The organism is Cohnella sp. 56, from assembly GCF_037963805.1.
Lineage (GTDB): Bacteria > Bacillota > Bacilli > Paenibacillales > Paenibacillaceae > Cohnella.
In genome coordinates this window covers 229,172-255,148 of the sequence record NZ_JAZDQE010000008.1, presented here as the reverse complement: position 1 = coordinate 255,148, position 25,977 = coordinate 229,172, and the positions used below count along the sequence as shown (strand labels likewise).

Here is a 25,977-nt window from a genome sequence, read left to right as displayed (position 1 = left end):
CCGATCACTCCTCTTCCCGTGCTAATGCCAGCATTTGTTCAAGCGTGAGCCCGATCGAGCGGGCCGTGTCCTCCAATCTCGCGACAGCCTCGCGTGCGAGATCGCGGCGTGACTCCCCTATCACCACTGTGTCTTCCGTCACGAATGTTCCCTGCCCCCTGTAGGTCACGATTAATCCAAGCCGTTCCAGCTCCTGGTATGTCTTCATGATCGTCGTCGGGTTGACGCGCAGGCTCGCGGCCGCTTCGCGGACCGACGGCAGCCGCGTTCCCGGCTCCAGCTCGCCTCGGGCGATCATCGCCCGCACCTGCTCGACGAATTGCTCATACAGCGGCCGGGACGGATCGAGCCTGAAGTCTTCCGGCTTCCATATGCGGATCGGCGGCATCGCCACACCCCGCTTTCATCACAATTGTGTGATGTGTATGGCTACATGCCACACACTTTAGTTGTAGTGTACCATGCAGCACCATACACTGCAACCTCCATTTTCAGAGCGCCGCATTTGCGAGAGGCGGCATAACCTCGTCCATGCGCACGTACATGTAGAAATAACGCCCAAGACGCCCGTCCGGCGTCTTCAACCCGGAGGTGGACGCAGTGAGAATGGCTATATGGCTGTACCTGTTTCTATTCGTCGCATTCTTCGATCTGCATGCCCAATACCCGATGCTCACGCCGTTCGCCGTCTCTCTCGGCGCGGCGCCGTCGTTCATCGGGCTCGTGATGGGCATGTACTCGCTCACGCATCTGCCGGGCAACCTGCTCGCCGGGTACGGCGTCGACCGCTACGGCAGCCGCTTCTTCATCTCGGCCAGCCTGGTCGGGGCAGGCGTGCTCCTGCTGCTGCAATCGAGAGTGACGGATCCCTGGCACCTGCTCTATGTGCGCTCGGTGAGCGGCTTCGTCCTGGCCTTCCTGTCGCCTGCGTGCCTGTCGCTGCTGGCGAAGCTCGCGCGCGATCACATCCAGCGCGGCAAGCTCATGGCGGGCAACGGCCTCGTCCACACGGTCGCCTCGGTCGTATCGCCGGCCGCAGGCGCTTATCTCGCCGCGAAGGTGGGCTTCGCCCAGTCGTTCGCCATTCTCGGCTGGGGGCTGCTGGCGACCGGCGTGCTGTCGCTATGGTTCGTGCGCGAGCCGAAGCATGAAGCCGGCAGCGCCGCAGATGTGCTCGAGGCCGATAGCAATGCGCAGGCGCTTGGCGCCGGGCATGCGGCGCACGGCATGGCCGCGCATGGCGAAGAACCCCCCGGCCCGTCGGCCGGGGAGTCCGCAGCGCCGCCCGCAGCGCACAGGTTCCCGTGGGCGATATTCATCCTGCCCGTCGCGATGGCGTTCGCGCAGGGTATCCTCTCGTTCGAGCTGCCGCTGCGGGCGATCGACGCGGAAGACGGCGGTGTGCTGACGACGGGCATCCTGTTCTCTGTCGTCAGCCTCGGCGCGCTGGCCACGCTCGCGCTTTTGTTTTTGCAGCGCTATCTGCCGTATACGCGCTGCATCGTCGGCGTACTGATGCTGGCGCTGTCTTATTACGGACTGGCCTCGAACTGGCCGATCCCCGTGATGGCGCTGCTGTTCGCCGTCGGCATGGCCAAGGGCGTCGTCTTCCCGGCGATGACTTCGTTCCTCCTGCAGCTCAGCGGCCCTGCCCGATACGGCCGGACCTTCTCGATCATGGCCATCGCCTCCTCGATCGGTGCCTTCCTCGGCCCCGTCGCCGCCGGCGCCCTGCGCGGAGAGGTGTCGCCCTTTTTCCTCTCCTTTGCGGCACTGATGCTCACGCTGATCGCGCTCGCGCCCAAGCCGATCTACGGCGAAGGCTGGCACCCCAAGCCCGCGGCGCCGCCGGTTTGATTGCCAAGTCATCCCACCCCTCGCTCCTCCTTGCCCTGCGAATGCAGGTACAGCTCCTCATAGTAGCCGTGCTGCGCCAGCAGCTCGTCATGGCTGCCCTGCTCGACGATGCGGCCGCCGCTCATCACGATGATGCGGTTGGCCCGCATGACGGTGGACAGCCGATGCGCGATGACGAGCGTCGTCCGCTCCCGGGAGACGACCCGCAGCGCCCGCTGGATCAGATGCTCCGTGTAGGAATCCAGGTTGGCCGTCGCTTCGTCGAGAATGAGAATCTTCGGCTTGAACACGATGATCCGCGCGAACGAGATCAGTTGCCGCTCGCCGGCGGACAGCCCGCTCCCCCGCTCCGACAGCAGCGTGTCGTAGCCGTCCTTCAGCCGGCCGATCAGGTCGTCCGCCCCGACGAACCGGCAGGCGCGGACGACCTCCTCGCGCGTGATCCCTTCGTCGAACATGCGGATATTGTCGACGATGCTGCCCGCGTACAAATACGGCTCCTGCTGCACGAGCCCGACGATCCGATGCAGCGACGACTGGGGCAGCTCGCGTATATCCACGCCATCGATGCGGACATCTCCCGCCCCGACGTCGTAGAACCGGCACAGCAGGCTGATCAGCGAGCTTTTGCCCGCGCCCGTCGTGCCCACGATCCCGATCATCTCCCCCGGCGCGATATGCAGATCGAGATCGTGCAGCACCGGCACCTCCGGCTGATAGCCGAACCGGACATGGTTGAAGTCGATGCGGCCGACGACGCGCGCAGGTTCAAGCTTCGCAGGAACGGCGGCATCCTCGATCTCCGGCTTGACGGCGAACAGGCTCCAGATGCGGCCGACCGAGACGGAGGTCGACTGCAGCGTATTCCACTGCGAGGTGATCGTGCTGATCGGCTGGAAAAACTGGCGGATATACGTGATAAAGGCATATAAAACGCCGAATTCGATCGCCCTGCCGAACACCGCCACCCCGCCGAGCCAGGTGACAAGCGCGATGGACAGGCTGCTGAGAATATCGAAGGACCGATTGAACAGCACGTTCGTGCGAATCTCCCGCAGATTGGCGCGGAGATATGTCCGGTTGTTGTCGGTGAACCGGCTCTGCTGCTCCCGCTCCTGATGGAACGCCTGAATGATATTCATCCCCGCCAGATTCTCGGCCGCGAACGCGATCAGCCGCGACAGCGCCGCGCGGGAGAGCTGGTATGTCTTGCGCATATACGTCCGGAATCCGATCGCGATGAGCGCGATGACCGGCAGCAGGATGAGACAATAGAGCGTCAGCGTGACATCCAGACGGAACATGATGGCAATGATGAAAATAAGGGTCAGCCCGTCGCGCACGACGCTGAGGAGCACCTGCGAGAAAAATTGATTCAGCGTCTCGGTATCGCTCGAAACGTTCGTAATCAGACTGCCGGACGGCATCCGGTCGAAAAACGACATCGATTGCTTGCCGATGTGCGCGAACAGGTCCTTGCGGATGCGGCCGATAATATGCTGGCCCAAATACTGAAGCAGATTGTTCTGCAAATAGGTGAACAGAAAGCCCGCTGCCGCCAATCCGAGATAAACCGCGCAGATCGTCACCAGCGCCCCGTAATTGTAGCTCCCCTGCATGATGTGGTCGTCGATGGCAATCTTGACGAGATAGGGCTGGGCCAGATCGGCCGCGACGGCAAGTATTGTACAGCTGAAAACAAGCAAAAAGGAAAGCCTGTGCGGCCGGATGTACCCGTAAAAAGCGCGGAAGGCGGACTGCTGGTCAGAGGACGGCCTGGTCTTCATCGTCTCGGTCCCCCTCCTCCTGAATAGCATGAAGCGTCGCGTACAAGCCCGCTCTGGCCAGAAGCTCGGCATGCGTGCCTCGCTGCACGATCCGGCCCTCGTCCAGCACGACGATCTCATCCGCATGCTTCAGCGCGCTGATCCGATGGGCGATGAGGATGGTCGTCTTGCCGCTTCGCGCCCTGCGGACCCCCTCGATAATCCGCTTCTCCGTCACCGCATCCACCGCGCTGACGCTGTCGTCCATAATCAGAATCGGCGCGTCCTTGATCAGGCCGCGAGCCAGACCTGTGCGCTGCCGCTGTCCGCCGGAGAGCGTGACGCCCCGCTCGCCGAGCCTCGTGTCGAAGCTGTCCGGCAGCTCGGCGATCGAAGCGTATATTTGCGCCTGCTTGGCCGCCCGCTTCACCTTGTCGAGCTCCGATTTCCGGTTGAAAAACGCGATATTGTCGCGGATCGTCGTGCTGAACAGGAAGCCCTCCTGCGGTACGTATGCGATCTGATCGCGCAAGCTCTCGAGCGTCAGCTCGCGGATGTCGGTGCCGCCGATCCGGATCGTGCCCGCGGGCGCCTCGTACACGCGCAGCAGCAGCTTGACCAGCGTCGTCTTGCCGCTGCCGGTCTTGCCCAGGATACCGAGCGTGCAGCCCGGCGCAATGTCGAGATGGATATCGTGCAGCGCCTCGCGCTCGGAATCCGGATACGCGAAGCTGAGATGGCGGATACGGATGGCGGCCTGCTTGAGACTGAGCGGCTTCGCACCCGCCGTCTCGCGAATATCCGGCTCGACCGCCATCAGATCGCCGATCCGCTCCAGCGAGGCGCGGGAGCGCTGCATCGTATTGATGACGTTGCCGATCTGCTGCAGCGGCGCAGCCATCATGCGAATATACAACGTCAATTCGACGAAGTTGCCGAGCGAGATCGTATGCCGCAGCGTCAAGTAACCGCCGTAGGCGATCGTCACGATCATCGAGAGCGCTCCGAGGAAGGGAATGATCGCCTGGAACAGCGAGGATACGCGCACCAGACGCAGCTGGTTGTCGCGGATGCGGTCGACGTTTTCCCCGAAGCGCCTGTTCATGATCTCCTCGGCCGCAAACTTCTTGGTCACGCGGATGCCGCCGAACTGCTCCTCCGCCGACTCGGTCATTTTACCGAGCGAATCCTGCACGGTGAGCGAGCGTTTGCGAATGACGGGGCCGAACCGGGTCACGATCCACGGAATGAACAGCAGGGGCAGCACGCAGACGAGTACGAGGCGCAGCGGGATGTCGCTCAGCGTCATCATGACCATAGAGGATAAAATAAGAATCGTTGCATTGGTCGTCTGGTTGATGCCCATCGAGATCGACTCCCGAACCGCAGTCACATCGTTCATCACGTAGCTGAGCAGCTTGCCGACGCCGTTTTTCGAGTAGAACCGCTCGCTCAGCGTCGTGAAGTGGGCGAACAGCCGTTTGCGCATATCGAACTCGTACAGTCTGCCCAGCCGCATGATGACATACTGTCCCGCGCCGGCCAAGACGCCGAACGCGATGCCGACGGCCAGCAGCCGCAAGCTGTAATCGACGATCGCATCATGAGTCAGCCGCCCCTGCTCCAGCCGATTCGTGAAGCTCCCCAGCAGGCGCGGATAGTAAGATTGAATGGCATTGCCCGCCGCGATGAGCGCGATCGAGAAGCCGTACACATACCACTTTGACCTGATGTAATCCATAAGCATACGTTTGGGCCTCAACATCATCACTTCCCGGGATGGAATGTTCTTGCCGCTTGCCTTTATCGCCGCTTGCCTTTAGGCCCTATTCTAAAACTTTTACCCAGTCGTCACAACGCGGCTTGTCCGATATACGGATGACCTGCGGCTCCTGCTCCCTCTGTCCTGCGCTTGGGCGGCCGGGTCTCCGCTTAGAATACCCCCGGCTTGTGGTACAATAAATCGAACTTATACCGGAGAGACCTGGACAGGTCCCATCGCGATCCGGATCTGAGGAGGCGCTCGCACGTTGGATATCGCAATCATCGTCGAAGGCAAAAACGATCGCAGCCGGCTCGCACGCGTCCTGTCGGGCGACGTGCCGATCCACTGCACCTTCGGCACGCTCAGCAGCGAACGGATCGAGGCGCTGCGCAAGGCGGTCGGCCGCCGACACGTCTATCTGTACATGGACAACGACGCCTCGGGCCGGCGCATTCGCGGCATGCTGCGGGACGTATTCCCCGATGCCGAGCATATTTATACGAGACGCGGTTATGCCGGAGTGGAGGGTACGCCGGAGGAATATCTCATCCAGCAGCTCGAGAAGGCGGGACTTGAGGAGCATATTCTCTATCCGCCGCCGGACTCGCCGTCAAGGCGGGATCAAACCTGACTGCAGACGAAAAACACCCCCGGCACGGGCTACAAGATCGCCGCGTACTGAGGGTGTATGGGGTGCTGCCGTCATTGGCCTGAGCAAACTACATCAGCTTCTTGACCTTGCCGTATACGTCTTCCCAGCTTGCCGTGCCTTCGATGCCCGAAGAGTCCGGCAAGATCTGCTCGCGCATACGGCCCTTCTTGTCGACGAGGACGATCAGGTTCGCATGGGAGAAAAAGCCGTCCGGCCCTTTGATCGCGGCCAGCCCGTACTTGGTGGCGAGATCGGCCGTGTCCGCCTCATCGCCGCGCAGGAACTTCCAGCCGGCATAATCGGCGTGGAACTTGTCGCCGAACTTGCGCAGCACTTCGGGCGTATCGCGCTCCGGATCGATCGTCACGGAGACGATATCGACGCTTTTGCCGAATGCGCCCTCTTCCTTCAGCTTGTCCTGAACCTGCGAGAGCATGAAGGTCGTGGGCGGACAGACATCCGGGCAGTTCGTGTAGAAAAAGTACACCAGGCGCACCTTGCCGTTGAGCGAGCTCATGCTGACTTCGTTGCCGTCGATGTCCTGATAGGTGAAGTCCGGCGCCGCGCCCAGATCCGGCAGCTTGTCTCCCTGCTGCTGGCGGATGAGCAGCCAGGCGATCAGGACGAGCAGCAGCGCGAACAGCGCCAGCGAGAATCCGTATCGCACATACCACGGTTTGACAGGCTTGGTCGCCTGTATGCTGCCCGATACGTTCACGTTCACGGAGGCAGGACTGCCTCCCGTGCGGTCGTTGCTCCCGGACAAGCCGGGCCCTTCGTGCTCTTGAGACATCTATGCTACACTCCGTTCGTATCGAGTATCATGACGAGAAACATGATCATGAGATAGTTGACCGATAACAAAAAGTCCGTCTTGGCCCATTTTTCCGTATTCTTCGCGGTCAGTCCCGAGATCGCGTGAATCAGCCATGCGCCGACGATAAGAACGGACAGCACCAGATAATACATGCCGACATAATCGTAAACATACAGCGCGATCGAGGCGACCAGCAGCAGCAGAATATAGGGAATCATCTGCCGCTTGGTGCGCAGGATGCCCTTCACGACCGGCAGCACGGGGAAGCCCGCCGCGCGATACTCCTCCACGCGCCTGATCGTGAGCGACCAGAAATGCGGCGGCTGCCAGAGGAACAGCAGCGCGAACAATATCCATGCGCCGGCATCGACTTCATTGGTTACGGCGCAATATCCGATGACGGGCGGCATAGCGCCCGAGATCCCGCCGATCGATGTGCTCCAGGTGGAGGTGCGCTTGAGCCAGATCGTGTAGACGACGCCGTACACGAACATGCCGAGCAGGCCCAGCCAGCCGCAGAGCGGGTTGATGAGCAGGAACAGCACGGCAAGTCCCGCTACGCCGAGCGCGATCGAGTATCCAAGCACGAATGCGGGAGACAACCGCCCCTGCGGCAGCGCCCGGTCGCTCGTCCGGGACATCTTGGTGTCGAAGTCCCTGTCCCAGTAATTATTGAAGACGCAAGCCGCAGCCATCGTCAACGTCGTGCCGATCAGCATCCAGAGCAGGTCCCACCACTCGATATGCCATCTCGAAGCGACCCAGAACCCGCCAAATGCCGCGACGAGGTTAAGGCGAATAATGCGCGGCTTGGTCAGAGCCACCAGATCTTTGAACACGATGTGCCTCCTCCAAACATAAAAAGCCGCAAGCGGCCTGACACGTTTATCTATTTCCTTCTATTAGATGATAACCAAATCTGCACACCTTGACAATGTTCGCGCCGACCTGTTCATCAAATCGCCACCTGTGCGCCACCCGGCGGCCATCAGACCGCCCTCGAACCGTCAATTTGAAGAGTAGGCGATTGTCACCATTCCGGGGGCGCCGCAATATGATGTACGGAGACATTCGCCTAGATGACCGGCGGGCCGACAGGTCCGATAGCGCAGGCGCGAAGCGACAGGAAGGTGTAGCCGTAGCATGGCCGTAATCAAGACAAACGAAGATGATGTCAGGCTGCTGGCCCGGCTGCTCCGCGCGGAAGCGGAGGGCGAGGGCGCGCAGGGCATGCTGATGGTCGGCAACGTAGGCGTCAACCGTATTTTGTCCAATTGCCTGGACTTCAAAAATATCCGCTCGATGTCGGATATGGTGTACCAGTCGCCGGGCGGATACGAGTCGATCCAGAAGCCGTACTTCTATCAGCGGGCCCGCGATTCGGAGATCGCGCTGGCCAGGCGCGTCATCAACGGGGAACGATTCTGGCCCGCCTCCAACGCGCTCTGGTTTTTCCGGCCGACCGGCGACTGTCCTCCGACGTGGTGGGATCAGCGCAACGAAGGCCGGTTCAAGGCCCATTGCTTCTATGTCCCGCTCCAATCCGACTGCCCGCTCGTTTACTAACTGGCGCTTTTGGGCGCCGCTCAACCAAAGGAGGATCTTTCTTGTATAACCGTATGGCTTGGCCCCAAGGCAGCATGCAGCAAGCACCGATGAATGCCGTTCCCGCACAGCAAATGTCCGGCATGGTACCTTCGATGACCGGTGCGATCGCCGTACCCAACGGCACGATGCCCATGAATATGGCGCCGCCCGCCGTTCCCAACGGCGTGCCGATCTCGAACACCGGGGCGACGTTCATACCGGTGACGACCGGGCGGGAAGAATCGTATGTCGAGAACATCCTGCGCATGAATCTCGGCAAAGTCGCGACGATCTACATGACCTATGAGAACAACAGCGAATGGAACGCCAAAATCTTCAAAGGCGTGCTTGAGGCTGCAGGACGCGACCATATCATCATCAGCGATCCGGCGACGGGCAAGCGTTATCTGCTGCTCACGCTCAATCTGGATTATATTACGTTCGACGAACCGCTTATTTATAATCTGCCCTTCGGCCAAGCCGGCAATCCGGTCACCCGACGCTAATCCGCAGCTTCGCCGGCAGTCACGGGAGCGAACGTCCACATCCGAATGCCGTCGCGGCCTTTTTTCACCCACGCCTCCATCTCTTGCCAGCCGGAACGCCCATCGAGGCGTTCCTTTTTTTTGGCGACAGCCTCCGCCTCATCGCGCGCCCGGCGCAGCTCCACGAACACCCCCGGCTGCTCGCGGTTCTCGGCGAGCTCCGCATCCGACCAGCGCGACGGATCGCGTCGCACCCACGCCAGAAATAACGGCCTGTATTCGTCGAGTACGGTATATTCGCAAAACAGGATCAATGCCTTCAGCTCCTCATATTTGAATCGGACGGCGCCCATACTATACCGATGCCGCATTTGCGGCAATATCCCGTTAAAAGGAGTTGGCTGGCACATGGATTCCGGGACACATCTCGTGTTCGGGCTCGGTTTGGGCGGACTGGCCCTGATCGATCCCGTCATCGCTTCCGAGCCTTACGGACCTGTGGCGGTGTTGATCGGCACGATCGCAGGCTCGCAGGCGCCCGACTTCGACACCGTGCTGCGGCTGCGAAGCAATGCCGATTATATCAGAAATCATCGCGGACTGTCCCACTCTTTTCCTGCCATCGCCGGCTGGACCGTGCTGCTGACGCTCGTGCTGTCCTTGATTTTCCGCAGCGTGTCCTGGTGGCATCTCGGTCTATGGATTCTGCTCTCCGTCGTCCTGCATGTGCTCAGCGACTTGTTTAATTCCTACGGCACGCAGGCGTTCAGACCCGTCACGCGCAAGTGGGTCGCCTGGAACATCATTCATATTTTCGACCCGTTCATTTTCGGCGCGCATCTCGTAGGCATCGTCGTCTGGCTGACCGGATGGGCGAGTCCCCGCGTTATTTTTCCCGTGCTATACGGCCTCCTGGCCGTCTACTACGGGTGGCGCAGCCTGGCGCACCGGACACTGTCCGCGCGGCTGCCCGCCAGGGACCCCGAGCACCGGGACGGCGATCAATATACGCTGCTGCCTACGCTGAATTTGTACAGATGGAACATCGTGCGGCAGTCCGCGGACTGCACGTACGCGATCGGCGAGTGGGACAAGGGCGCCGTGCACTGGATCGATCATACCAGGTGCGATATCCATCCGGCCGTAGACGCTTCGAAAAAAAACAAGGATGTCCAAGCGTTCCTGAGCGTCACGCCATTCCCCTGCGCGAGCGTGCTGGAGCAAGCCTGGGGCTACGAGGTGCGTTGGGTCGACATTCGCTACCGTCACCGCAAGCAGTATCCGTTCGTCGCGACGGTCATGATGGACGCCTCCTACAAGGTCATGCAGTCGTATGTCGGCTGGCTGAGCGACGAGCGGCTGGAAAAAAGGCTGCGCATGAACGCCTATTGAGCGGTTGACTGCGCACGACCGTTCACGTCTTCACAGCGAGCATAGACAAATACGCGAACAGGGACGGCGCCGAGCCGTCCTTGTTTGCATATTTGCCGGAAATTTTTAATGGTAGAGGTTGACCGGAGCGGCGGATAGGCGCACAATAAAAGCCCGAGGGTTTGCCTCGGGCTTTCGGTGAGCTAACGATTGTTAGCGGCTGCCACCGGAAAGTTGTTGCTCGGCCATTTGGACCAGCTTCTTCGTGATGTAACCGCCCAGGGAACCTGCATCGCGGGACGTCACGTTGCCGTAGTAACCGTCGGAAGGAATTTGCACGCCCAGAGATTGAGCGGCTTCCATCTTCATGTTTTCCAGAGCGGCACGAGCTTGAGGGACCAGAACTTGATTACGGGAACCGGAGCTATTGCTTGCCATGATTGAATTTCTCCTTTCGTCCTGCTTGAATGGGTTGGTTGCAAGCTTGCGTTGTTATTATGCTATTGTTGAAGAAAACTATACTTGAGGAGTGAAGACATTTTGAGCAAATCTTTGGGACTGTTGTTTGCAGTCGTCTCCATGCTGCTGCTGCTCGGTACGGCCATCTCGATCGACTACAACGGCTGGCTCGCGTCCGGCCTTGCGGTGCTCTCCTTTGCCGTGATCGGCTGGGGATTCTCGCTCAAGGCGCGCATCGCCAAAAAAGGTCCGATCCAGCAGCGTTAAGCGGCAAAAAGCCTGCGGCTCCCCTTGTGAGGGAACCGCAGGCTTTTTTTAAATTGCGTGCGCTTGGCGCATTCAGCGCAGCGGCGGCAGGAAGCCCATCGCTTCCTTGACCTCGGCCATCGTCTTCGCCGCGACGGCGCTCGCGCGCTCGGCGCCCTGCTTGAGAATGCGGTGAATCTCCCCGGACTCCCGGATCTCCGCGTATTTGCGCTGCAGCGGCTCGAGCACGCCGACCACCTGCTCGGCCAGATCCTTTTTGAAGTCCCCGTAGCCCTTGCCTTCGTACCGGCTCTGGATCGTCTCGATCGACTCGCCCGAGCAGTTGGCGTAGATGCTGAGCAGGTTGCTGACCTCCGGCTTGTTCTGCAGATCGTAGACGATCTCACGGCCGAGGTCCGTCTTGGCGCGCGACAGCTTCTTGCGGACGACGTCCGGCGGATCGAGCAGGGCGATGTAGCTGCCGGGATTCGGATTGCTCTTGCTCATCTTCTTGGAGGCGTCGTCGAGCGACATGATGCGCGCGCCGACCTTGGGGATAAAGGGCTCCGGCACGACCAGCGTGTCGCCGAACCGGTGGTTGAAGCGGCCCGCGACGTCGCGCGTCAGCTCCAGATGCTGCTTCTGGTCGTCGCCGACAGGCACGAGATCGGCCTTGTAGAGCAGGATGTCCGCCACCATCAGCGACGGATAGACGAACAGGCCCGCGCCTACGGCGTCCTTGCCGGCCGACTTGTCCTTGAACTGGGTCATGCGCTCGAGCTCTCCCATATAGGAGAGCGTCGTCATCATCCAGCCCAGCTCGGCATGCTCGTGCACATGGGATTGGACGAATACGGCCGCTTGGGCGGGATCGACGCCGGCCGCCAGGTAGAGCGCGGCTACCGATTCGGTGTTCTCGCGGAGCGCGGCCGGCTCCTGCGGCACGGTGATCGCATGCAGATCGACGATCATGTAGTAGCTGTCGAATTCATGCTGCAGCTCGACGAATTTTTTAATCGCGCCGATGTAGTTGCCCAGCGTCAGCTGTCCGCTCGGCTGGATGCCGGAGAGGACGCGTTTTTTGCCGTTTGCTTCGCTCATAGCAGATTTCTCCTTCGGTCAATTGGAATGTCGCGGCATGGCTCGCCAATCCGCGGTTAACGCAAAAAAGACCTCTCCGCCGCAAGGGACGAAGAGATCGTGGTGCCACCCTCATTCGCTCGCGCGTGCGGCCTGCGTCCCTCGCAAAGGGACGGCATGCCGACGCTTGAGCCTTGATAAGTTCCGGTAACGGGGAACGGACGGACTGGATGGGAGTCGGCAGCTTAAGGCGGGCATCAGGCCCGTCCGGCATGCGGCTCGTTCCCCAGTCGGCTCCGAGATCCATTCGGCCAAGGCGGGAACGCCGGTTCGCAGCAGCCACCGGCTCTCTGAAGTTCCATGCCTCGCGTACTTGTTCTCATCATCGCCTCATATGTTATCGTTCATTATACCGCTGGATCGGGAGAAGTCAACCGTCGATTCGCCTGTGTGGGCGCGAGCTGTCCAGCGATGCGACAGCGAATGAGCGCCGACCGCTACTGGATCTGCTGTAAATACGCGACGACCTTGTCGATCTCGTCGTCCGTCAGCGCGCCGCCGTGCTTGCCCTCGGGATTGCGGGTCGTCAGCACGTCCTTCAGCGTAGCCGCGCTGCCGTCGTGCAGGTACGGCGCCGTCGCCCATACGCCGCGCAGCGTCGGCACGTCCCACTGCTTGGGCGTCCGCGGGTCGGCATAACCCGCGCGCGCGTCGCCCTTGGACGGCTTGTCGAGCGGATTCGCCGTCCCGACATCGTACAGATGCGTCGTGTCGGCCGTCGTCAGCTTGCCCGTGCCTCCCGTAGCCTGCGCGCTGTCCGTGAAGTACGGGCCGGCATGACAGGCGATGCACTGCCCCTTCGTCTCGAACAGCGCCTTGCCCGCTCTGGCTTCCGGCGTGAGCTCGCCGTCCGCAGCGCGGTACGGGCTCCGCGGCACCGGCATGCTGTCCGGGTCCTTCATATAGACGGACAAGGCGTCGAACAGCTTCTGCAGCTCGGCGTCCATCGGCTTGCCCGCATCCTGCGCCAGCATCCCGCCCATCTCGTCTTGCACCGTATGGATATAGTCGGTCAGATCGTCGCGGCTGCCGTCCCAGAGCAGCAGCCCCGTCTCCATCGCACCGACGTTGCTCGGGACATTGCGCGGGCCCTTCGAGGCCATCAGCGTCAGACCGTCCGTCTCCCCGGCCGAGTGGCAGGAGGCGCAGCTCATCCAGTGCTGCTGCGTGACCGGGTACTCGTCGCTGTTGGCGCTCATGAAGACGGTCTTGCCGAGCCGCTCCTCCTTGGACATCGGGTCCTTGGCGATCAGCTTCAACGTCTTGGCCTCGGCTCTCGCATCTCCCGCCGTACGAATCGTCGCGAGGTCGTGCGTATTGCCGTTGTTCACGTACAGCGCTCCCCCGTCCCCGGTCAGCGCCATGCCCACCGGCCAATCGCCGGGCACGTGGCGGACGATGCCGGATGCGTTGCCGCCCCGATTGAGGTCGAACGCCACAACGTCCTCGCTGCCGGACATGAGGACGTATGCCTTGGCGCCGTCCGGCGCGAAGGCGATGTCGGACGGGTTGGAGACGATCGTCGTCTTGCCCAGACTGTCCGGCACGTTGATGGCCTTGAACAGCTCCTTGCGCTGCTTGGGCAGCTCGCGGTCGGCTTCCGTATCGATGACGGATACGGCCGGGAACACCGTCTCGTCGAACGCGATGACCGAATCCGTATTCGTCAGCAGATGCGTCGCCCAGGCCGACTTGCCGTCCGGGGCGATGCGGATCTGCTCCAGCGTGTTCGGTATGCCCTGACTCTTCTTCGGATCGGATACGTCCGGCGATGCGGACAGCTCGATCGTCGACTTCACCGCCGGCGACGTCGTGTCGATCACCGCGATGGCCGCCTTGAGGTAGAGGCCGACGTACAGCTTGGTTCCGTCGGCCGTGAGCGCCAGCGCCCGCGGCCGCTCGCCGACCGCGACCGTCGACTCGGCCTTGCGCGCCGCCCGGTCGATGACGGTCACCGTGCCGGACCGGTCGTTCGAGACGTAGAGGCGCTTGCCGTCGGGCGACACGACGATGCCGTAGGGCTCGATGCCGCCGGCGTCGATCGTCCCCGCCAAGGACAGATCCTTCGTCTTGAGAATATCGATCTTGTCCGTATCCCGGCAGGTGACGTACAGCTCGCGTCCGTCCGGCGAGAGAGCCGCCTGCTGCGGGAAGCGGCCTACGGCAGTCTCCTGCAGCACCTTGCCGCTGCGGACGTCGGCCTTCGTGACCGTGCCCACGTCTGCGTTGACCGCGTAGACGGTTCTGCCGTCCGCGGCCAGCACGATATTGTCGCTGGAGCTCGGCCCGACGGCCGCCTTCGTCTCGCCGCCGGCGCAAGCCGCCAGCGACAGCGCGGCGCAGCACAGCATCGCCGCCGCCAGCCATAGCCTCCCCGGCCGGCAACGGGCGAAGGAACGGCCCGCGCGGGCCGTTCCTTCAGCAGTGCTGCAGCTCGATCGTTCGTGCGGCTTCAGCCAGGCGGTCCGATCGGATCGGGACCGCCCATGCATACCGCCGGTCATCGCTTCGACACCTCGAGCCCGCGCAATATCGGCGCTACGCCGTTCGCGCCACCGGCAGCCTGCACCTGCGGCACGGTGTCCTTGTCCGTATTGCCCGAGTCGTCGCCTTCGACATACCGGTCGCCCGTATCCCAGAACTCGCTCGCTTGCATCCCGTGACCCAGCTTCGTCCCGTTCACGATCGTCCGGTAGAAGCCGACATACCTTGCCTGGATCGTCTTCCGGTCGAGCGCAGCCGGCTTGTCTGCGTCCGCATCCTCGTTGCGAAGGTTCGACAGACCCAGCCTCAGCATGGCGGATACGCCGCCGGCCGTATAGGCATCGTACTGGCCGCTGCCGTCCAGATCGGTCTTGTACGTGTTCCAGCTCTTGCTCCAGAGCAGCTTGTCGGTCGCTGCGTACACCTTGCGCGCGGCGTCGCGGTACTTGGCGTCCTGCGTCGCCAGATAAGCGGCCGTCAGGCCGCGGATCGCGCCCGTCTGCGCCCGCAGCGTCGGCGCCGTGACCAGCGCCTTGCCTTCGGCATCCCAGCCGTTCGCGGCAAGACCGTCCTCGCGGATCGCATGCTGGATCAGGAAGTCGCCCTGCTTCGCGATCATGTCGAGCGCCTGCTTGCCTTCTTCGGTGTGCAGGCCGTCCGCGCCTTCGCCGTTCGCGTAGCCGACGGGCAGTCCGTCGACGGCGCGCTCGAACATGCGCAGCGCCTCCATCGTATAGCCCGCGTCAAACGTATCGCCCGCCAGCTTCTGCGTCTTGCCGTCGTGCTCGCTCGTCAGCCAGCCGCCGGCTTCATTCCAGTGCATCGCCCGAATGTTGCGGTACACCTGCGTCATGACATCCCGATCCGCCGTATACGGATCGTCCGACGCGATATCGTTCGTCTCGTCCGCATCGATATTTTGCGCGGGCGCCGCCTTGAACGGCGAGCCGTCGAACACGGCCGCGAACGCGGGATTGCGGTTCGGATTCGCCGTGCGCTGATCGGTCGTGCCGTAGAACTCGGCGGTCGGCCACAGCATCAGCCATTGATCGGAGAGCAGGCTGCGCGCATCGGTAACCTGGTATGAAGCGGCGCCCGGGAAGTCCGCGTTGCCGTCCTCGGTCACCGCGATCGCGTGCGGCAAATAGCTGAGGCCCTGGGCCGGATCGTACTTCGCGCCGGCGCCTGCCGCGAGCTTGCCCGTCTTTGCGTCATAGAACAAGCCGTCGCGCACCGTCAGCAGCTTGTTCCAGATGCCTTCGACGAGGAACAAACCTTGCAGACCGTCCGCCGAGCTCACGCCGAGCGCGACGTTCGGGTCCTTGGCGTCGGCTTCGGCCGCGTCCAGCTCCTCGTCCTTGTCCCGCGAGTGAAAGCCGCCAAGGAAGTCGCCCGCCCACAGCGCCTGCTTCAGCATCGTGCCGCCGTATGCCGCCGGCACAAGCGTCTTGTTCATCTTGGCGCGGTCCCAGCGCAGGCTCGCGAAGTCCACCTGGTAGTTCGGCACATAAGCGCCGTCCTCTCCGTCCGCGAACTTCTTCGTGTCGACCGGCTGCGCATAATGCGGATCCCCTCCAGCATATTCGATCATGGTCGGGTACATATTGCGCTGGATGTCGTCCGGCGACGAGCCGACCGACTCGGCGAACATCGTATATCTCGCTGCGAGCTGCTCGTTCGGCGTGATTCCCTTCGTCTCGGCCGACGCCTTGATCGCCGGACCGTTCGCCAGATGGAGGCCGAGTCCCGACTTTTCCACGACCTCGTACATCGCTTCCTCGGAGTACTCGTACGACTCGATGCCCGCGATATAATCGAATGCGGTCGGCTTGTCGATCTCGCCGGCGTCCAGCACGTCCAGATCCAGCCCGAGCGACTCCGCCAGCGGCTCGCCCGACAGCTCAAATTCGGCGTATGCCATCATGTTGCCGGCCGTGTCGAAGCTGTTCTCGTCCGACACCTTCCACTCCTTGTCTCCGCCGCTGCAGCCGACCGATATCGCGAGCATGCCCGCCGCACCCGCCAGGCCGGCTCTTCTCCCCCAACGCTTTGCCATTTCCCTTTGTCCCCTTTTGGTTTAACCGTTTGTCCGATGCTAACTCTACCCGACGAATTATATCAGCGATGAGAATGATTATCAATAATAATTTTCATGAAATGACAGTTCTGACGCGGGACGAGTTGCGCATACGTTGTAAACGATCGGCACTGCTTGGCCGGCAATGGCGCGCGGGCGGCTAGAGGCGGATGATAGGGAAGGAGCGTGATCGCATGACATCGGCAACCGCGATGCGCAGCGCGACTTGGGCGGCTGCGGCGGGCTGCATGTATATATTGTGGAAACTAAATCCGGAGTGGCCCCTTGCTTTCCTGCGTTCCTTCTTCGCGATCTTGCTCGACGCCTTTCCCTTTCTGCTGCTCGGCGCTCTCGTCTCCGCCGCGCTCGAGACATTCGTCAGCGACAGGTTGATCCAGACCATCGCACCGCGCAGCCGGCTCGGCGGCGTCTTGTTCGGCAGCCTGCTCGGCCTGGCGCTGCCGCTGTGCGAATGCGGCATGATCCCGGTCGCGCGCCGCTTGATCCGCAAAGGGCTGCCCGCATACATCGGCATCGTCTACATCATCGCCGGTCCCGTCGTCAATCCGATCGTATTCGCGTCTACGGTAGCCGCCTTCTCCGGCGATCCGGCAATGGCCAGCGCGCGCCTCCTGCTCGCACTGGCGACGGCGCTCGCGGCCGGCTCCGCACTGCTCCTGTTCATGCGGCGGAGCCCGCTGCGAGAGAGCGGCGCGACGGGCAAGGGCGGAGCGGCGGCCGGCCAAGGCCCGGGAGGAGGCGCTCAACAGGGGAGCGCTCATGGGCATGAGCACGGACATGGGCATGAACATGGGCATGAGCATGGGCACGGACATGGGCATGAGCATGGGCACGGACATGGGCATGAGCATGGGCACGGGCACGAGCACGGGCATGAGCACGGGCATGAGCACGGACATGGGCACGGGCATGAGCATGGGCACGGACATGAGCATGGGCACGGACATGAGCATGGGCACGGGCACGAACACGGGCATGAGCACGGGCATGAGCACGGGTACGGACATGGGCATGAGCACGGACATGGGCACGGGCACGGACATGAGCACGGGCACGGACATGAGCACGGGCACGGACATGAGCATGGGCACGGACATGAGCATGGGCATGAGCATGAGCATGGGCACGGGCATGGGCACGGACATGGGCATGAGCACGGGCATGGGCATGGGCATGGGCACGGACATGGGCATGAGCACGGGCATGGGCATGGGCATGGGCACGGGCATGAGCACGGGTACGGACATGGGCATGAGCATGGGCACGGGCACAGTCATACTCACCCGCATGATCATGATGATTGCCACCATGGCTGCAGCCATGCGCATCACGCATCCGATAGCAGCTCCGCGTACGGCCGCTTCCTGCAAGCCGCCTCCTCCATAACATCGCATACGTTCCTCGATCTTCGCGACATGGGCAAATTTTTGGCGATCGGGGCAGCGCTCACCGCACTCGTCCAATCCGTGCTGCAGCAGCAGACGCTGACCGCCGCGTCCGGCCACAGCCTGCTTTCCCACATTTTTCTCATGGGCTTCGCTTTCTTGCTCTCGCTCTGTTCGACTTCCGATGCCTTCGTCGCCGCACCGCTGGCCGAGTGGTTCCACCCAGGGGCTATTCTGGCGTTTCTCGTGTTCGGACCGATGCTCGACCTCAAGGGGCTGATCGTCATGCTGTCCGTGTTCCGGCGCGGCTTCGTTCTGCGGCTCGCATTGCTCCTTTTCGTGCTCGTGTTGGCGGGCTCGATTGCGGTCGAGAAGCTAGGCTGGCTGCATGGCCTGTAGGAACAATCGTCCTACAATAAAACAGGACTGGCCCAGGTCATTTGCATGACGATTGGGTCAGTCCCGCTGCATTACTTGTCGTTCAATATATCCCGCATGCCTCGCCGCTTATTGTTCAAATGAAACAAGACGTTAGCCATATTATAGTTAGATTCGAAGGTTACGCTTAGGTATAGTTTTTCTTGCTTTAAAACAAAATCATATGTAACTTCGCCATGCGTCCAGCTTGTCTTGCGCTTGATCGAATCGACGGCAGAACGTCTCAGTTCCTCGATTTGCTCGGCACCGAGCCCCTCGGGCTTATCGCTGGCTGTCCTGCGCTCTGCGAGATCGATCGGCAGATGGCGTATGCCGAACTTGCCGACGGTGTCGTTGCGCACTTGAATGACGATCGTGCCGGCCGTCATGCCCTTCAATTCACTTTCCATTTGCTGAAAAGCCATATCCACCTGCCTGGCAAGCGGGACCTTCAACTCAAAACCCATAATTCTCCTCCTCTACGATGGGAGTTACTCCCCATTGCCGCCAGGTATTTCCTACCAGCGACTTGAGAACCATTATATTTAAATATTAAGAATATTTCAATAAAAATACGATAAAAATCGACTAAAATTTTCATTTTTCTAAATTCTCGACATACAATGAGAACGCTCTCAATAAAAAGCGAAAATGAAGCGCTGCGTACTGAGCGATTGGAGTGGAGACGAGGCCGGCGGTGAGCAGTCGAAAAGTCGATGGGCCGGCGCCCATCGCCTCTCCTAGGGAAGGCGATGACTCCATTCCCGCTCCCGCACCGCCTATCGCCTCACCTAGGGAAGGCGATGACTCCATTCCCGCTCCCGCACCGCCCATCGCCTCTCCTAGGGAAGGCGATGACTCCATCCTCGCTCCCGCACCGCCCATCGCCTCGCCTAGGGAAGGCGATGGGACCATTCCCACTCGCGCAACGCCTATCGCCTCTCCTAGGGAAGGCGATGACTCCATCCTCGCTCCCGCACCGCCTATCGCCTCACCTAGGGAAGGCGATGACTCCATTCCCGCTCCCGCAACGCCTATCGCCTCTCCTAGGGAAGGCGATGACTCCGTTCCCGCTCCCGCAACGCCCATCGCCTCTCCTAGGGAAGGCGATGACTCCATCCTCGCTCCCGCGCCGCCCATCGCCTCTCCTAGGGAAGGCGATGACTCCATCCTCGCTCCCGCGCCGCCCATCGCCTCTCCTAGGGAAGGCGATGACTCCGTTCCCGCTCCCGCACCGCCCATCGCCTCTCCTAGGGAAGGCGATGGGCCATCCTCGCGCCGCCAGCGTCCTCCACTTCGGCGAGGCCGCTCTACCTCCAGCCAGCCTCGCCTCATGGCGTTTGCCCCATGCTCGGTCGTGCCGTGCCCGGTCGCTCCATGCTCGGTCGTGCCGTGCCCGGTCGCCCCATGCTCGGTCGTGCCGTGCCCGGTCGCCCCATGCCCGGTCGTGCCGTGCCCGGTCGCCCCATGCTCGGTCGTGCCGTGCCCGGTCGCCCTATGCCCGGTCGTGCCGTGCCTGTCGCCCCATGCCCGGTCGCCTCATCGCGTTTGCCTGCATGGCAGCCGGCTCGCTCGCCGCCAGCGCCCACGATTATCTCGCGCTCAGCGCCTCAAATGCCTCGACGTCGCCGGTCGCGCGCTTCACGGCAGCCGTCCAGAACTCCGGCCGATCGAGCGCGACGCCGAGATGGCGCCGGCCGAGCTCCTCGACCGTCATAAGGCCGGTGTCCCGCAGCAGCCGGTCGTAGCGCTCATGGAAGCCCGCGCCCTCTGCCTCGGCCACCGCCGCGATGCCCGTGCTGAACAGATAGCCGAACGTGTACGGGAAGTTGTAGAACGGCACATCCGTCGCATAGAAGTGCAGCTTGGCTGCCCAGAAATGCGGATGCCACGAGGACAGCGCGTCCCCGAACGCTTCTTTTTGCGCCTCCACCATCAGCGCGTTCAACGCATCGACGTCGAGCATGCCGCGCTTGCGGGCTTCGTAGAACCGCGTCTCGAACAGGAACCGCGCCCGGATGTTGTGGCAGAACGCGGAAGCCCGCTGGAGCCGGTCGTCCAGGAGCGACAGCTTCGCCTGGTCGCTGCCGGCCGCCCGGAGCAGCGCATCGCTCACGAGTCCCTCTGCGAATGTGGATGCCGTCTCCGCGACGTTCATGGCATAGTTCCGGCCGAATTGCTGCAGGCCGTCCACGCACACGTCATGATAGGCATGCCCCAGCTCGTGCGCCAGCGTCGAGACGTTGTCCGGCGTGCCCGAATAGGTCATGAAGATCCGTGTCTCCCCGGTCAGCGGGAAGTCCGTACAGAAACCGCCCGGCCGCTTGCCCGCACGGTCCTCGGCTTCGATCCAGCGGCCGGCGAAGGCGCGCTCCGCCAGCTTCGCCTGCGCGGGCGAGAAGCTCCCGAACGCGTCCTTGATAAGCGCTGCGGCCTCGTCGTACCCGATGCTGCCGCCTTCGGCCCCTACGGGAGCGGACACATCGTGCCAGCCGAGCCGCTCCTTGCCGAGCAGGCGCGCCTTCGCCGCCAGATATCGCCCGAGCGGCTCCGTGCCCGAGGCTACGCCCTCCCACATGGCGTCCAGCGTGTCCCTGCTCATCCGGTTGATGAGCAGCGGCTCCTTGAGCGGGTCCTGCCATCCGCGCGCCTGATACAGCTTGAGCCGGAAGCCTGCAAGCCGGTTCAAGGTATCGGCGGCCAGATCCGCCTGGCCGCTCCAGGCCTCCTCCCACTTCGCGCCCATCTCGTCGCGCACCTGCTGGCTCGGATGGGACAGCTTGTTGAACGCCTGGCCGGCCGACAGCGACTGAACCGCACCGTTCTCTTCCCAAGGGATCGCGATCCGGCTGACGATCGTCTGGTAATTCTCGCCCCAGCCGTGATAGCCGTCGACGGCCAGCTCGCTTGCCAGCGCCTCCAGGGCGGGCGGCAGCTTTTCCTTGACGAAGTCGCGCCGCTCCCGGACGATGAATGCAATCTCGGACACCGGGTCCGTGGAGAGCCATGCGTCCAGCCGCTCGTCCGTCACCCTGGCGAGCGCTGCGTCGTACAGATCCAGCGCCTGGCCCAGCTTGGCCGACAGCGATTGCAGCTTCTCCGTCCACGCTGTCGCCTTGCGGTCGTCCATGTTTTGCGCGGACAGGCAGCCGACATACGAGAATGCTTCGCGCAGCTTGGCCGTCAGCTCCTGGAGCCTGGCCGTCCAGTCGTCCAGCACCGCTGTATCCGGCTCGGCCTCGCCAGCCTGCTGCAGCTCGGCAAGCAATGCGTTCGTATCCTGCTCCAACTTTGCCGCGAACGCAGCAAACTCCGGGGATTCGGAACCCCCGGAGAACATTTTGTCCAGATCCCATACCAGGGAGTAGCTGTCCGACATATTCAATCCCGTCCTCTCTCGCATCGCCGGCGCCGCGAACCGTTTGGCGCCTGAGCCCGGACATTGTCAGCCCGTTCCATCTATTGTATCGTTAATGGACATGCTTTAGCTAGAGAGGAGACGGAAGCCTTGATCCCATTTCGCAACAGTCTGCCGTACGACATCCAGATGAACGAGGTCTATGCCTCCGAATGTCCGTTCTGCGGTCAATCTCATATCCGGCTGCCGCTGAAGCCGTCCGAGATCGAACAGCTTCGCGGAGGCGGCATCATGAAGCGGCCGATCGTATTCCCTTGCTGCCATACGCGCCTGCAATTGGTCGACGCGGACGGCGATTATCTGCTGGCGGACAGACCGCTCAGATCTTAAGGAGCGTATCAGCTCCCGATTCGCTGCATCTCTTCGGGCAGCTCCTCGCCGCCCCCCGTCATCTCTTCCCGAATCGCCTGCCAGCCCTCGCGGGAGGCGCGGATCATCGCCGAATCCACGATGCTCTTGTCGTGAATGACCCGGCTGAACCAGCGCACAGCCTCATGGAACCGGCCGAGTCTGCGGTTCAGCTCGCCGATCAGATACAGGATGCGGGCATTGTTCATCAGATCGCGCTCCGACTGATAAGTCAGCACATAGGCTTCGAGCGCATACTCCAGGAAGCGCTTCTCCTGCTCGACATTGCCCTCGTACCTGTACAGCCAAGCGATATGGTGCAGAATGCCCGCCACGACGCGATCCTTTTCCTTGATGGTCTCCGCCGTCAGCAGCGCCAGCTTGTAGCAGGCGAGCGCATCCTCGCGGCTGCGCTCCCCGCCGTAGTCGTGCATACGCCAGAGTCTGCCGACACGCTCGAGATAGGCGCTGCGCTGCCAGTCCACCAGACGCGCGCTCGAATTCTCCGTGGATGCGAACCCGCAGTACGGGCAGACGCGAACGACATAATAGTCGGGATTGATCGACTTGAAGTATGTGCAGAAGTCCGAATCCGAACGAATCGCGCGCTTCAGGCTAGGCCGTACCCGGGAGGTCGAGAATTCGGCCTCGCAGCAGACGCATGCAATCTTGGTCTGGTATAGGGGTTCCATCCCGATTCCTCCATTGTGGACGCGCCCCCGGCAGCCCCGCGAGACGGTCGATTACTGTTCGGTGTTCACAAAATGATGGGCCGGCCCCGACAAGCGTTCGAGCACGAATGCCTTGAGCTCGTCCGGCAGCTCCGTCTCGTCGAGCGACCTCCGCATGCAATCGAGCCAGGCCTCGGCTCTGGCGGGCGTGATCGGGAACGGCAGATGTCTGCCTCGCATCATCGGATGGCCGTATGCATCGGAATACAAACTAGGTCCCCCGAAAAATTGCGTCAGAAACATGTATTGTTTTTCCATGACCGGCATGATGTCTTCCGGAAATAGCGGCGCCAGCAGCGGATGCTGCTGCACCTTCGGATAAAATCCTTCGACGATCCGGCGAACCGTATCGGCTCCGCCGATGGCTTCGTACAAACTGCCGTAGTTCATTGGTTGCAATCCCCTCCCGATGCCTGTCCGTGATCGGGACTTACTACCTTAAAGTCCCTTCATTATAGCACAAAGAAACGCGACTTCTATCCTAATTTTGCCGAAAATGAATAAACAAAAATCGCCCCGTAAGGGCGATCGGATGAAAGTGGATCATTCGATAAATCGGTGGCTACATCTCTTCCTCAGGGCTGACGAGCGACTCCCGAATGACATATACGAAGGCGCACATGAGTAGGCCTGCCACAATTCCTGCCATGTTCATCACTCCACTAGTCAAATTCGTAAAGCTTGGTTCTATTGTACCACACGAATGTAACAGCGGCATTACTTTTTTGCAATCGCTTACATTATTTTTTTGAAGCTTTCTATCTGCTTGTGGACGACCTCGGCAGGAGATCGGCCGCCCGGCACAGAACTTCATTTGCAGAAACCGCAACTTCAAGTCAGGAACGAGCCAACAAGGAACGAGGGATGAAATCATGAACGCCACAGAAAAAACCGCGCTGCTCATCATTGACGCCCAGGTCGCAATGTTCACGTACGAAGACTTCAAGCTGCACGACGAGTCAGCCGTGCTGGAGCGCCTGATCCGGCTGGCGGATCGGGCCCGCGCCGGCGGGGCTCCCGTTTTTCTTATTCAACAAACCTCATGGGACGGGGACGAGTTCCAGGAAGGCAGCCCGACCTGGGAGCTCCACGCCTCTCTCCAGCCGCAGCAATCGGATATTGTCTTGCGCAAGACGACTTGCGATTCTTTCCATCAGACCGCATTGCAAGAGAAGCTGCAAAATATGGGGATAAACAGGCTGGTCGTCGCCGGCATGCAGACGGACTTCTGCGTCGACACGACGGTCCGGCGCGCCGCGAGCCTCGGCTACGAATGCATACTCGTCCGGGATGCTCACAGCACGTTCGATCGCCAGACGCTGACCGCCGCCCAGATCGTCGCGCACCATAACGACATTCTCAGCAGCGGATTCGCTCGCCTCCAATCGGCGGAGGAGATTGTATTTTAAATGTTTTGTTCGGCACCCAGCGCCCGCAGCACCTGCAGCAAGTAATGCCAGGTGCGCTCTACGGAGGAGATGCGGAACCGCTCGTCGGGCGTATGGATGTCGTACAGGTCGGGACCGTAGGAGACGGCGTCCAGACCCGGCAGCCTGTCGGCGAGAATGCCGCACTCGATGCCGGCATGGACCGCCTTGACCTCCATCGGCTTGCCATACTCGCGCGCATATACGTCCAGGAAAACATCGCGCAGCCTCGACGATGACCGATAAGGCCAACCGGGATAATAATCGCCGGAGGCAAAATCGCAGCCGAGCGCGCGGGCGAGCGCCTCCATCCGGCTCACGACCGCGTCCAGCTCAGAGCGGAGCGAGCTGCGCGTCGCGCTCTCGAACCGGATCCCGTCCTCCCCGGTGGCTACGACGCCGACATTGGTCGAGGTGCGGGGCAGGCCGGGAATCGCCTTGTCCATCCGCATGACGCCGCTCGGGACGAGCAGGAGCGAATCCACTGCCGTGCGCTTCGTCTCCTCCGTGAACATCCGGCTGCCGTCTTCTCCCAAGGCCGCCGCCGGCTCGAGCGAGACCCGGATGCCGGGATCGACGAGTTCGTACTCGGTCTTGAAAATCGCCGCCCACTCGGCCGTAATCCGCTCGGCCTCGGCGAGCCGCTCCTCCGGAACGTACAGCAAGGCCTCGGCCTCTCTCGGGATGGCGTTGGACGCCAATCCGCCCCGCACGCCGGCGAGCCCGTAGGGCATCCGTGCGCGCAGGCCGTTCAGCACGCGGCCGAGCAGCTCGCAGGCGTTGGCGCGCTCGTGGACGATATCGTCGCCCGAATGGCCGCCGACGAGCCCCGCAATCCGCAGCCGGCGCCTCGCCCCCGCTCCCGCCGCGTCCGTCCATGCGACAGGGACCGTATGATACACCCGCGCGCCGCCCGCGCTGCTGACATAGAGGATGCCCTCCCGGTCGGAATCCAGGTTAATCATTCTCCTTCCCGTCAACTGCCCGACATCAAGCTTCCTGGCGCCTTTCATAGACGTCTCTTCCTCGGTCGTCAACACAATCTCAAGCGCCGGATGCTCCGCATCCCCGGCGTCGAGCAGCGCCATCGCATACGCGACGGCCAGCCCGTCGTCCCCGCCCAGCGTCGTCCCTGCCGCCGTCATGAAGTCCCCCTCCACCCGCAGCCTGATCGGATCACGCAGGAAGTCGTGCACGACACCTTCATTTTTCTCGCCAACCATGTCCAGATGCCCCTGCACGATCACCGTCGGCGCATGCTCGTAGCCCGGCGTCGCCGGCTTGCGGATGATCAGATTGAACGTCTCGTCCTGCAAAGCTTCGTACCCGCGGTCCCGCGCGAACTTCGCCACAAAGTCGCTCGCCGCCCGCTCATGGCCCGAGCTGCGCGGGATCGCCGACAAAGCCTCGAAATGCCGGATTACCGGACATGTCCCTCCGTAGACGCTCGCTGTCGCGTTATCCATTCTTATGCCCCCGTCTCGTTATTCCTCATGTCCGCAAATATATAGCAGCCGCACGCTT

24 protein-coding genes are annotated in these 25,977 nt (G+C 61.9%); 9 read left to right on the top strand and 15 right to left on the bottom strand.

Annotated features, from left to right (window positions below):
- Positions 1–4 precede the first annotated feature (4 nt).
- Positions 5–388 (bottom strand): GntR family transcriptional regulator, encoded by a 384-nt coding sequence (locus tag VQ071_RS16125; RefSeq protein WP_340515118.1) that lies wholly within the window; start codon positions 386–388, stop codon positions 5–7.
- 212 nt (positions 389–600) lie between these two features.
- Here VQ071_RS16125 and VQ071_RS16120 point away from each other — a divergent pair, with 212 nt between their 5' ends.
- Positions 601–1,857, top strand: a complete 1,257-nt coding sequence (locus VQ071_RS16120) for an MFS transporter (RefSeq protein ID WP_445293296.1) — start codon at positions 601–603, stop codon at positions 1,855–1,857.
- A gap of 8 nt (positions 1,858–1,865) precedes the next feature.
- Here VQ071_RS16120 and VQ071_RS16115 read toward each other — a convergent pair whose 3' ends face one another.
- Both VQ071_RS16115 and VQ071_RS16110 read right to left on the bottom strand, forming a co-directional pair.
- Positions 1,866–3,644, bottom strand: coding sequence for an ABC transporter ATP-binding protein (locus VQ071_RS16115; protein ID WP_340515117.1), 1,779 nt, complete (start codon positions 3,642–3,644; stop codon positions 1,866–1,868).
- A complete protein-coding gene (locus tag VQ071_RS16110) occupies positions 3,622–5,364 on the bottom strand; it encodes an ABC transporter ATP-binding protein (protein ID WP_445293299.1) in 1,743 nt (580 codons plus the stop codon). The genes VQ071_RS16115 and VQ071_RS16110 overlap by 23 nt, the downstream gene beginning before the upstream one ends.
- 289 nt (positions 5,365–5,653) lie before the next feature.
- Between VQ071_RS16110 and VQ071_RS16105 the strand changes: the two genes are divergently transcribed.
- Complete coding sequence (locus tag VQ071_RS16105) at positions 5,654–6,019, top strand: toprim domain-containing protein (RefSeq protein WP_340515115.1); 366 nt, start codon at positions 5,654–5,656, stop codon at positions 6,017–6,019.
- A gap of 88 nt (positions 6,020–6,107) precedes the next feature.
- On the opposite strand, the gene VQ071_RS16100 is transcribed toward VQ071_RS16105, so the two are convergent.
- Together VQ071_RS16100 and cyoE are read right to left on the bottom strand one after the other, a co-directional pair.
- Positions 6,108–6,833, bottom strand: coding sequence for an SCO family protein (locus VQ071_RS16100; RefSeq protein WP_340515114.1), 726 nt, complete (start codon positions 6,831–6,833; stop codon positions 6,108–6,110).
- Positions 6,834–6,838: 5 nt separating this feature from the next.
- A complete protein-coding gene (gene cyoE, locus VQ071_RS16095; protein ID WP_340515113.1) occupies positions 6,839–7,696 on the bottom strand; it encodes a heme o synthase in 858 nt (285 codons plus the stop codon).
- 304 nt (positions 7,697–8,000) lie between these two features.
- Here cyoE and VQ071_RS16090 point away from each other — a divergent pair, with 304 nt between their 5' ends.
- The gene (locus VQ071_RS16090; RefSeq protein WP_340515112.1) at positions 8,001–8,423 is read left to right on the top strand and encodes a cell wall hydrolase; all 423 of its coding nucleotides are present in this window, start codon (positions 8,001–8,003) and stop codon (positions 8,421–8,423) included.
- Between the two features lie 134 nt (positions 8,424–8,557).
- Complete coding sequence (gene gerQ, locus VQ071_RS16085) at positions 8,558–8,950, top strand: spore coat protein GerQ (RefSeq protein ID WP_340515153.1); 393 nt, start codon at positions 8,558–8,560, stop codon at positions 8,948–8,950.
- Here gerQ and VQ071_RS16080 read toward each other — a convergent pair.
- Complete coding sequence (locus VQ071_RS16080; protein WP_340515111.1) at positions 8,947–9,300, bottom strand: hypothetical protein; 354 nt, start codon at positions 9,298–9,300, stop codon at positions 8,947–8,949. The genes gerQ and VQ071_RS16080 overlap by 4 nt on opposite strands.
- Before the next feature lie 37 nt (positions 9,301–9,337).
- Between VQ071_RS16080 and VQ071_RS16075 the strand changes: the two genes are divergently transcribed.
- On the top strand, positions 9,338–10,321 hold the full coding sequence (locus tag VQ071_RS16075) for a metal-dependent hydrolase (RefSeq protein ID WP_340515110.1): 984 nt from the start codon (positions 9,338–9,340) through the stop codon (positions 10,319–10,321).
- Between the two features lie 192 nt (positions 10,322–10,513).
- Here VQ071_RS16075 and VQ071_RS16070 read toward each other — a convergent pair whose 3' ends face one another.
- The gene (locus VQ071_RS16070) at positions 10,514–10,738 is read right to left on the bottom strand and encodes an alpha/beta-type small acid-soluble spore protein (RefSeq protein ID WP_340515109.1); all 225 of its coding nucleotides are present in this window, start codon (positions 10,736–10,738) and stop codon (positions 10,514–10,516) included.
- Between the two features lie 102 nt (positions 10,739–10,840).
- Here VQ071_RS16070 and VQ071_RS16065 point away from each other — a divergent pair, with 102 nt between their 5' ends.
- On the top strand, positions 10,841–11,026 hold the full coding sequence (locus VQ071_RS16065) for a hypothetical protein (protein ID WP_340515108.1): 186 nt from the start codon (positions 10,841–10,843) through the stop codon (positions 11,024–11,026).
- Between the two features lie 72 nt (positions 11,027–11,098).
- Here the strand turns inward: VQ071_RS16065 and trpS are convergent, their stop codons facing one another.
- The 3 genes from trpS to VQ071_RS16050 all read right to left on the bottom strand — a co-directional run bounded on the left by trpS (position 11,099) and on the right by VQ071_RS16050 (position 16,685).
- On the bottom strand, positions 11,099–12,106 hold the full coding sequence (gene trpS / locus VQ071_RS16060; RefSeq protein WP_340515106.1) for a tryptophan--tRNA ligase: 1,008 nt from the start codon (positions 12,104–12,106) through the stop codon (positions 11,099–11,101).
- 476 nt (positions 12,107–12,582) lie between these two features.
- A complete protein-coding gene (locus tag VQ071_RS16055) occupies positions 12,583–14,496 on the bottom strand; it encodes a beta-propeller fold lactonase family protein (protein ID WP_445293298.1) in 1,914 nt (637 codons plus the stop codon).
- A gap of 149 nt (positions 14,497–14,645) precedes the next feature.
- The gene (locus VQ071_RS16050) at positions 14,646–16,685 is read right to left on the bottom strand and encodes a hypothetical protein (protein ID WP_340515104.1); all 2,040 of its coding nucleotides are present in this window, start codon (positions 16,683–16,685) and stop codon (positions 14,646–14,648) included.
- A 191-nt stretch (positions 16,686–16,876) separates the two neighbouring features.
- Between VQ071_RS16050 and VQ071_RS16045 the strand changes: the two genes are divergently transcribed.
- Complete coding sequence (locus VQ071_RS16045; protein WP_340515102.1) at positions 16,877–18,511, top strand: permease; 1,635 nt, start codon at positions 16,877–16,879, stop codon at positions 18,509–18,511.
- A gap of 71 nt (positions 18,512–18,582) precedes the next feature.
- Here the strand turns inward: VQ071_RS16045 and VQ071_RS16040 are convergent, their stop codons facing one another.
- Complete coding sequence (locus tag VQ071_RS16040; RefSeq protein WP_340515101.1) at positions 18,583–18,996, bottom strand: O-methyltransferase; 414 nt, start codon at positions 18,994–18,996, stop codon at positions 18,583–18,585.
- Positions 18,997–20,120: 1,124 nt separating this feature from the next.
- Positions 20,121–21,908 carry a M3 family oligoendopeptidase gene (locus VQ071_RS16035; protein ID WP_340515100.1) on the bottom strand — a complete coding sequence of 596 codons (1,788 nt, stop codon included), beginning with the start codon at positions 21,906–21,908 and terminating at the stop codon, positions 20,121–20,123.
- Positions 21,909–22,037: 129 nt separating this feature from the next.
- Here VQ071_RS16035 and VQ071_RS16030 point away from each other — a divergent pair, with 129 nt between their 5' ends.
- Positions 22,038–22,277 (top strand): hypothetical protein, encoded by a 240-nt coding sequence (locus VQ071_RS16030; protein ID WP_340515099.1) that lies wholly within the window; start codon positions 22,038–22,040, stop codon positions 22,275–22,277.
- An 8-nt stretch (positions 22,278–22,285) separates the two neighbouring features.
- On the opposite strand, the gene VQ071_RS16025 is transcribed toward VQ071_RS16030, so the two are convergent.
- Together VQ071_RS16025 and VQ071_RS16020 are read right to left on the bottom strand one after the other, a co-directional pair.
- On the bottom strand, positions 22,286–22,993 hold the full coding sequence (locus tag VQ071_RS16025; RefSeq protein ID WP_340515152.1) for a DUF2225 domain-containing protein: 708 nt from the start codon (positions 22,991–22,993) through the stop codon (positions 22,286–22,288).
- Between the two features lie 45 nt (positions 22,994–23,038).
- The gene (locus VQ071_RS16020) at positions 23,039–23,416 is read right to left on the bottom strand and encodes a globin domain-containing protein (protein ID WP_340515098.1); all 378 of its coding nucleotides are present in this window, start codon (positions 23,414–23,416) and stop codon (positions 23,039–23,041) included.
- 482 nt (positions 23,417–23,898) lie between these two features.
- On the opposite strand from VQ071_RS16020, the gene VQ071_RS16015 reads away from it, so the two are divergent.
- Positions 23,899–24,435: a cysteine hydrolase family protein gene (locus tag VQ071_RS16015; RefSeq protein ID WP_340515097.1), complete on the top strand. Its 537-nt coding sequence runs from the start codon at positions 23,899–23,901 to the stop codon at positions 24,433–24,435.
- On the opposite strand, the gene VQ071_RS16010 is transcribed toward VQ071_RS16015, so the two are convergent.
- Positions 24,432–25,919 carry an aminoacyl-histidine dipeptidase gene (locus tag VQ071_RS16010; protein ID WP_340515096.1) on the bottom strand — a complete coding sequence of 496 codons (1,488 nt, stop codon included), beginning with the start codon at positions 25,917–25,919 and terminating at the stop codon, positions 24,432–24,434. The genes VQ071_RS16015 and VQ071_RS16010 overlap by 4 nt on opposite strands.
- Positions 25,920–25,977 lie beyond the last annotated feature (58 nt).

Coding starts and splice junctions, on each gene's coding strand:
- VQ071_RS16080 (WP_340515111.1), bottom strand. CDS start 9,300: ATGCGGCATCGGTATAGTATGGGCGCCGTCCGATTCAAATATGAGGAG.
- VQ071_RS16055 (WP_445293298.1), bottom strand. CDS start 14,496: ATGCTGTGCTGCGCCGCGCTGTCGCTGGCGGCTTGCGCCGGCGGCGAG.
- VQ071_RS16115 (WP_340515117.1), bottom strand. CDS start 3,644: ATGAAGACCAGGCCGTCCTCTGACCAGCAGTCCGCCTTCCGCGCTTTT.
- VQ071_RS16035 (WP_340515100.1), bottom strand. CDS start 21,908: ATGTCGGACAGCTACTCCCTGGTATGGGATCTGGACAAAATGTTCTCC.
- VQ071_RS16075 (WP_340515110.1), top strand. CDS start 9,338: ATGGATTCCGGGACACATCTCGTGTTCGGGCTCGGTTTGGGCGGACTG.
- VQ071_RS16020 (WP_340515098.1), bottom strand. CDS start 23,416: ATGAACTACGGCAGTTTGTACGAAGCCATCGGCGGAGCCGATACGGTT.
- VQ071_RS16125 (WP_340515118.1), bottom strand. CDS start 388: ATGCCGCCGATCCGCATATGGAAGCCGGAAGACTTCAGGCTCGATCCG.
- VQ071_RS16010 (WP_340515096.1), bottom strand. CDS start 25,919: ATGGATAACGCGACAGCGAGCGTCTACGGAGGGACATGTCCGGTAATC.
- VQ071_RS16100 (WP_340515114.1), bottom strand. CDS start 6,833: ATGTCTCAAGAGCACGAAGGGCCCGGCTTGTCCGGGAGCAACGACCGC.
- VQ071_RS16045 (WP_340515102.1), top strand. CDS start 16,877: ATGATAGGGAAGGAGCGTGATCGCATGACATCGGCAACCGCGATGCGC.
- VQ071_RS16050 (WP_340515104.1), bottom strand. CDS start 16,685: ATGGCAAAGCGTTGGGGGAGAAGAGCCGGCCTGGCGGGTGCGGCGGGC.
- VQ071_RS16015 (WP_340515097.1), top strand. CDS start 23,899: ATGAACGCCACAGAAAAAACCGCGCTGCTCATCATTGACGCCCAGGTC.
- gerQ (WP_340515153.1), top strand. CDS start 8,558: ATGACCGGTGCGATCGCCGTACCCAACGGCACGATGCCCATGAATATG.
- trpS (WP_340515106.1), bottom strand. CDS start 12,106: ATGAGCGAAGCAAACGGCAAAAAACGCGTCCTCTCCGGCATCCAGCCG.
- VQ071_RS16070 (WP_340515109.1), bottom strand. CDS start 10,738: ATGGCAAGCAATAGCTCCGGTTCCCGTAATCAAGTTCTGGTCCCTCAA.
- VQ071_RS16090 (WP_340515112.1), top strand. CDS start 8,001: ATGGCCGTAATCAAGACAAACGAAGATGATGTCAGGCTGCTGGCCCGG.
- VQ071_RS16040 (WP_340515101.1), bottom strand. CDS start 18,996: ATGGGTTTTGAGTTGAAGGTCCCGCTTGCCAGGCAGGTGGATATGGCT.
- VQ071_RS16110 (WP_445293299.1), bottom strand. CDS start 5,364: ATGGATTACATCAGGTCAAAGTGGTATGTGTACGGCTTCTCGATCGCG.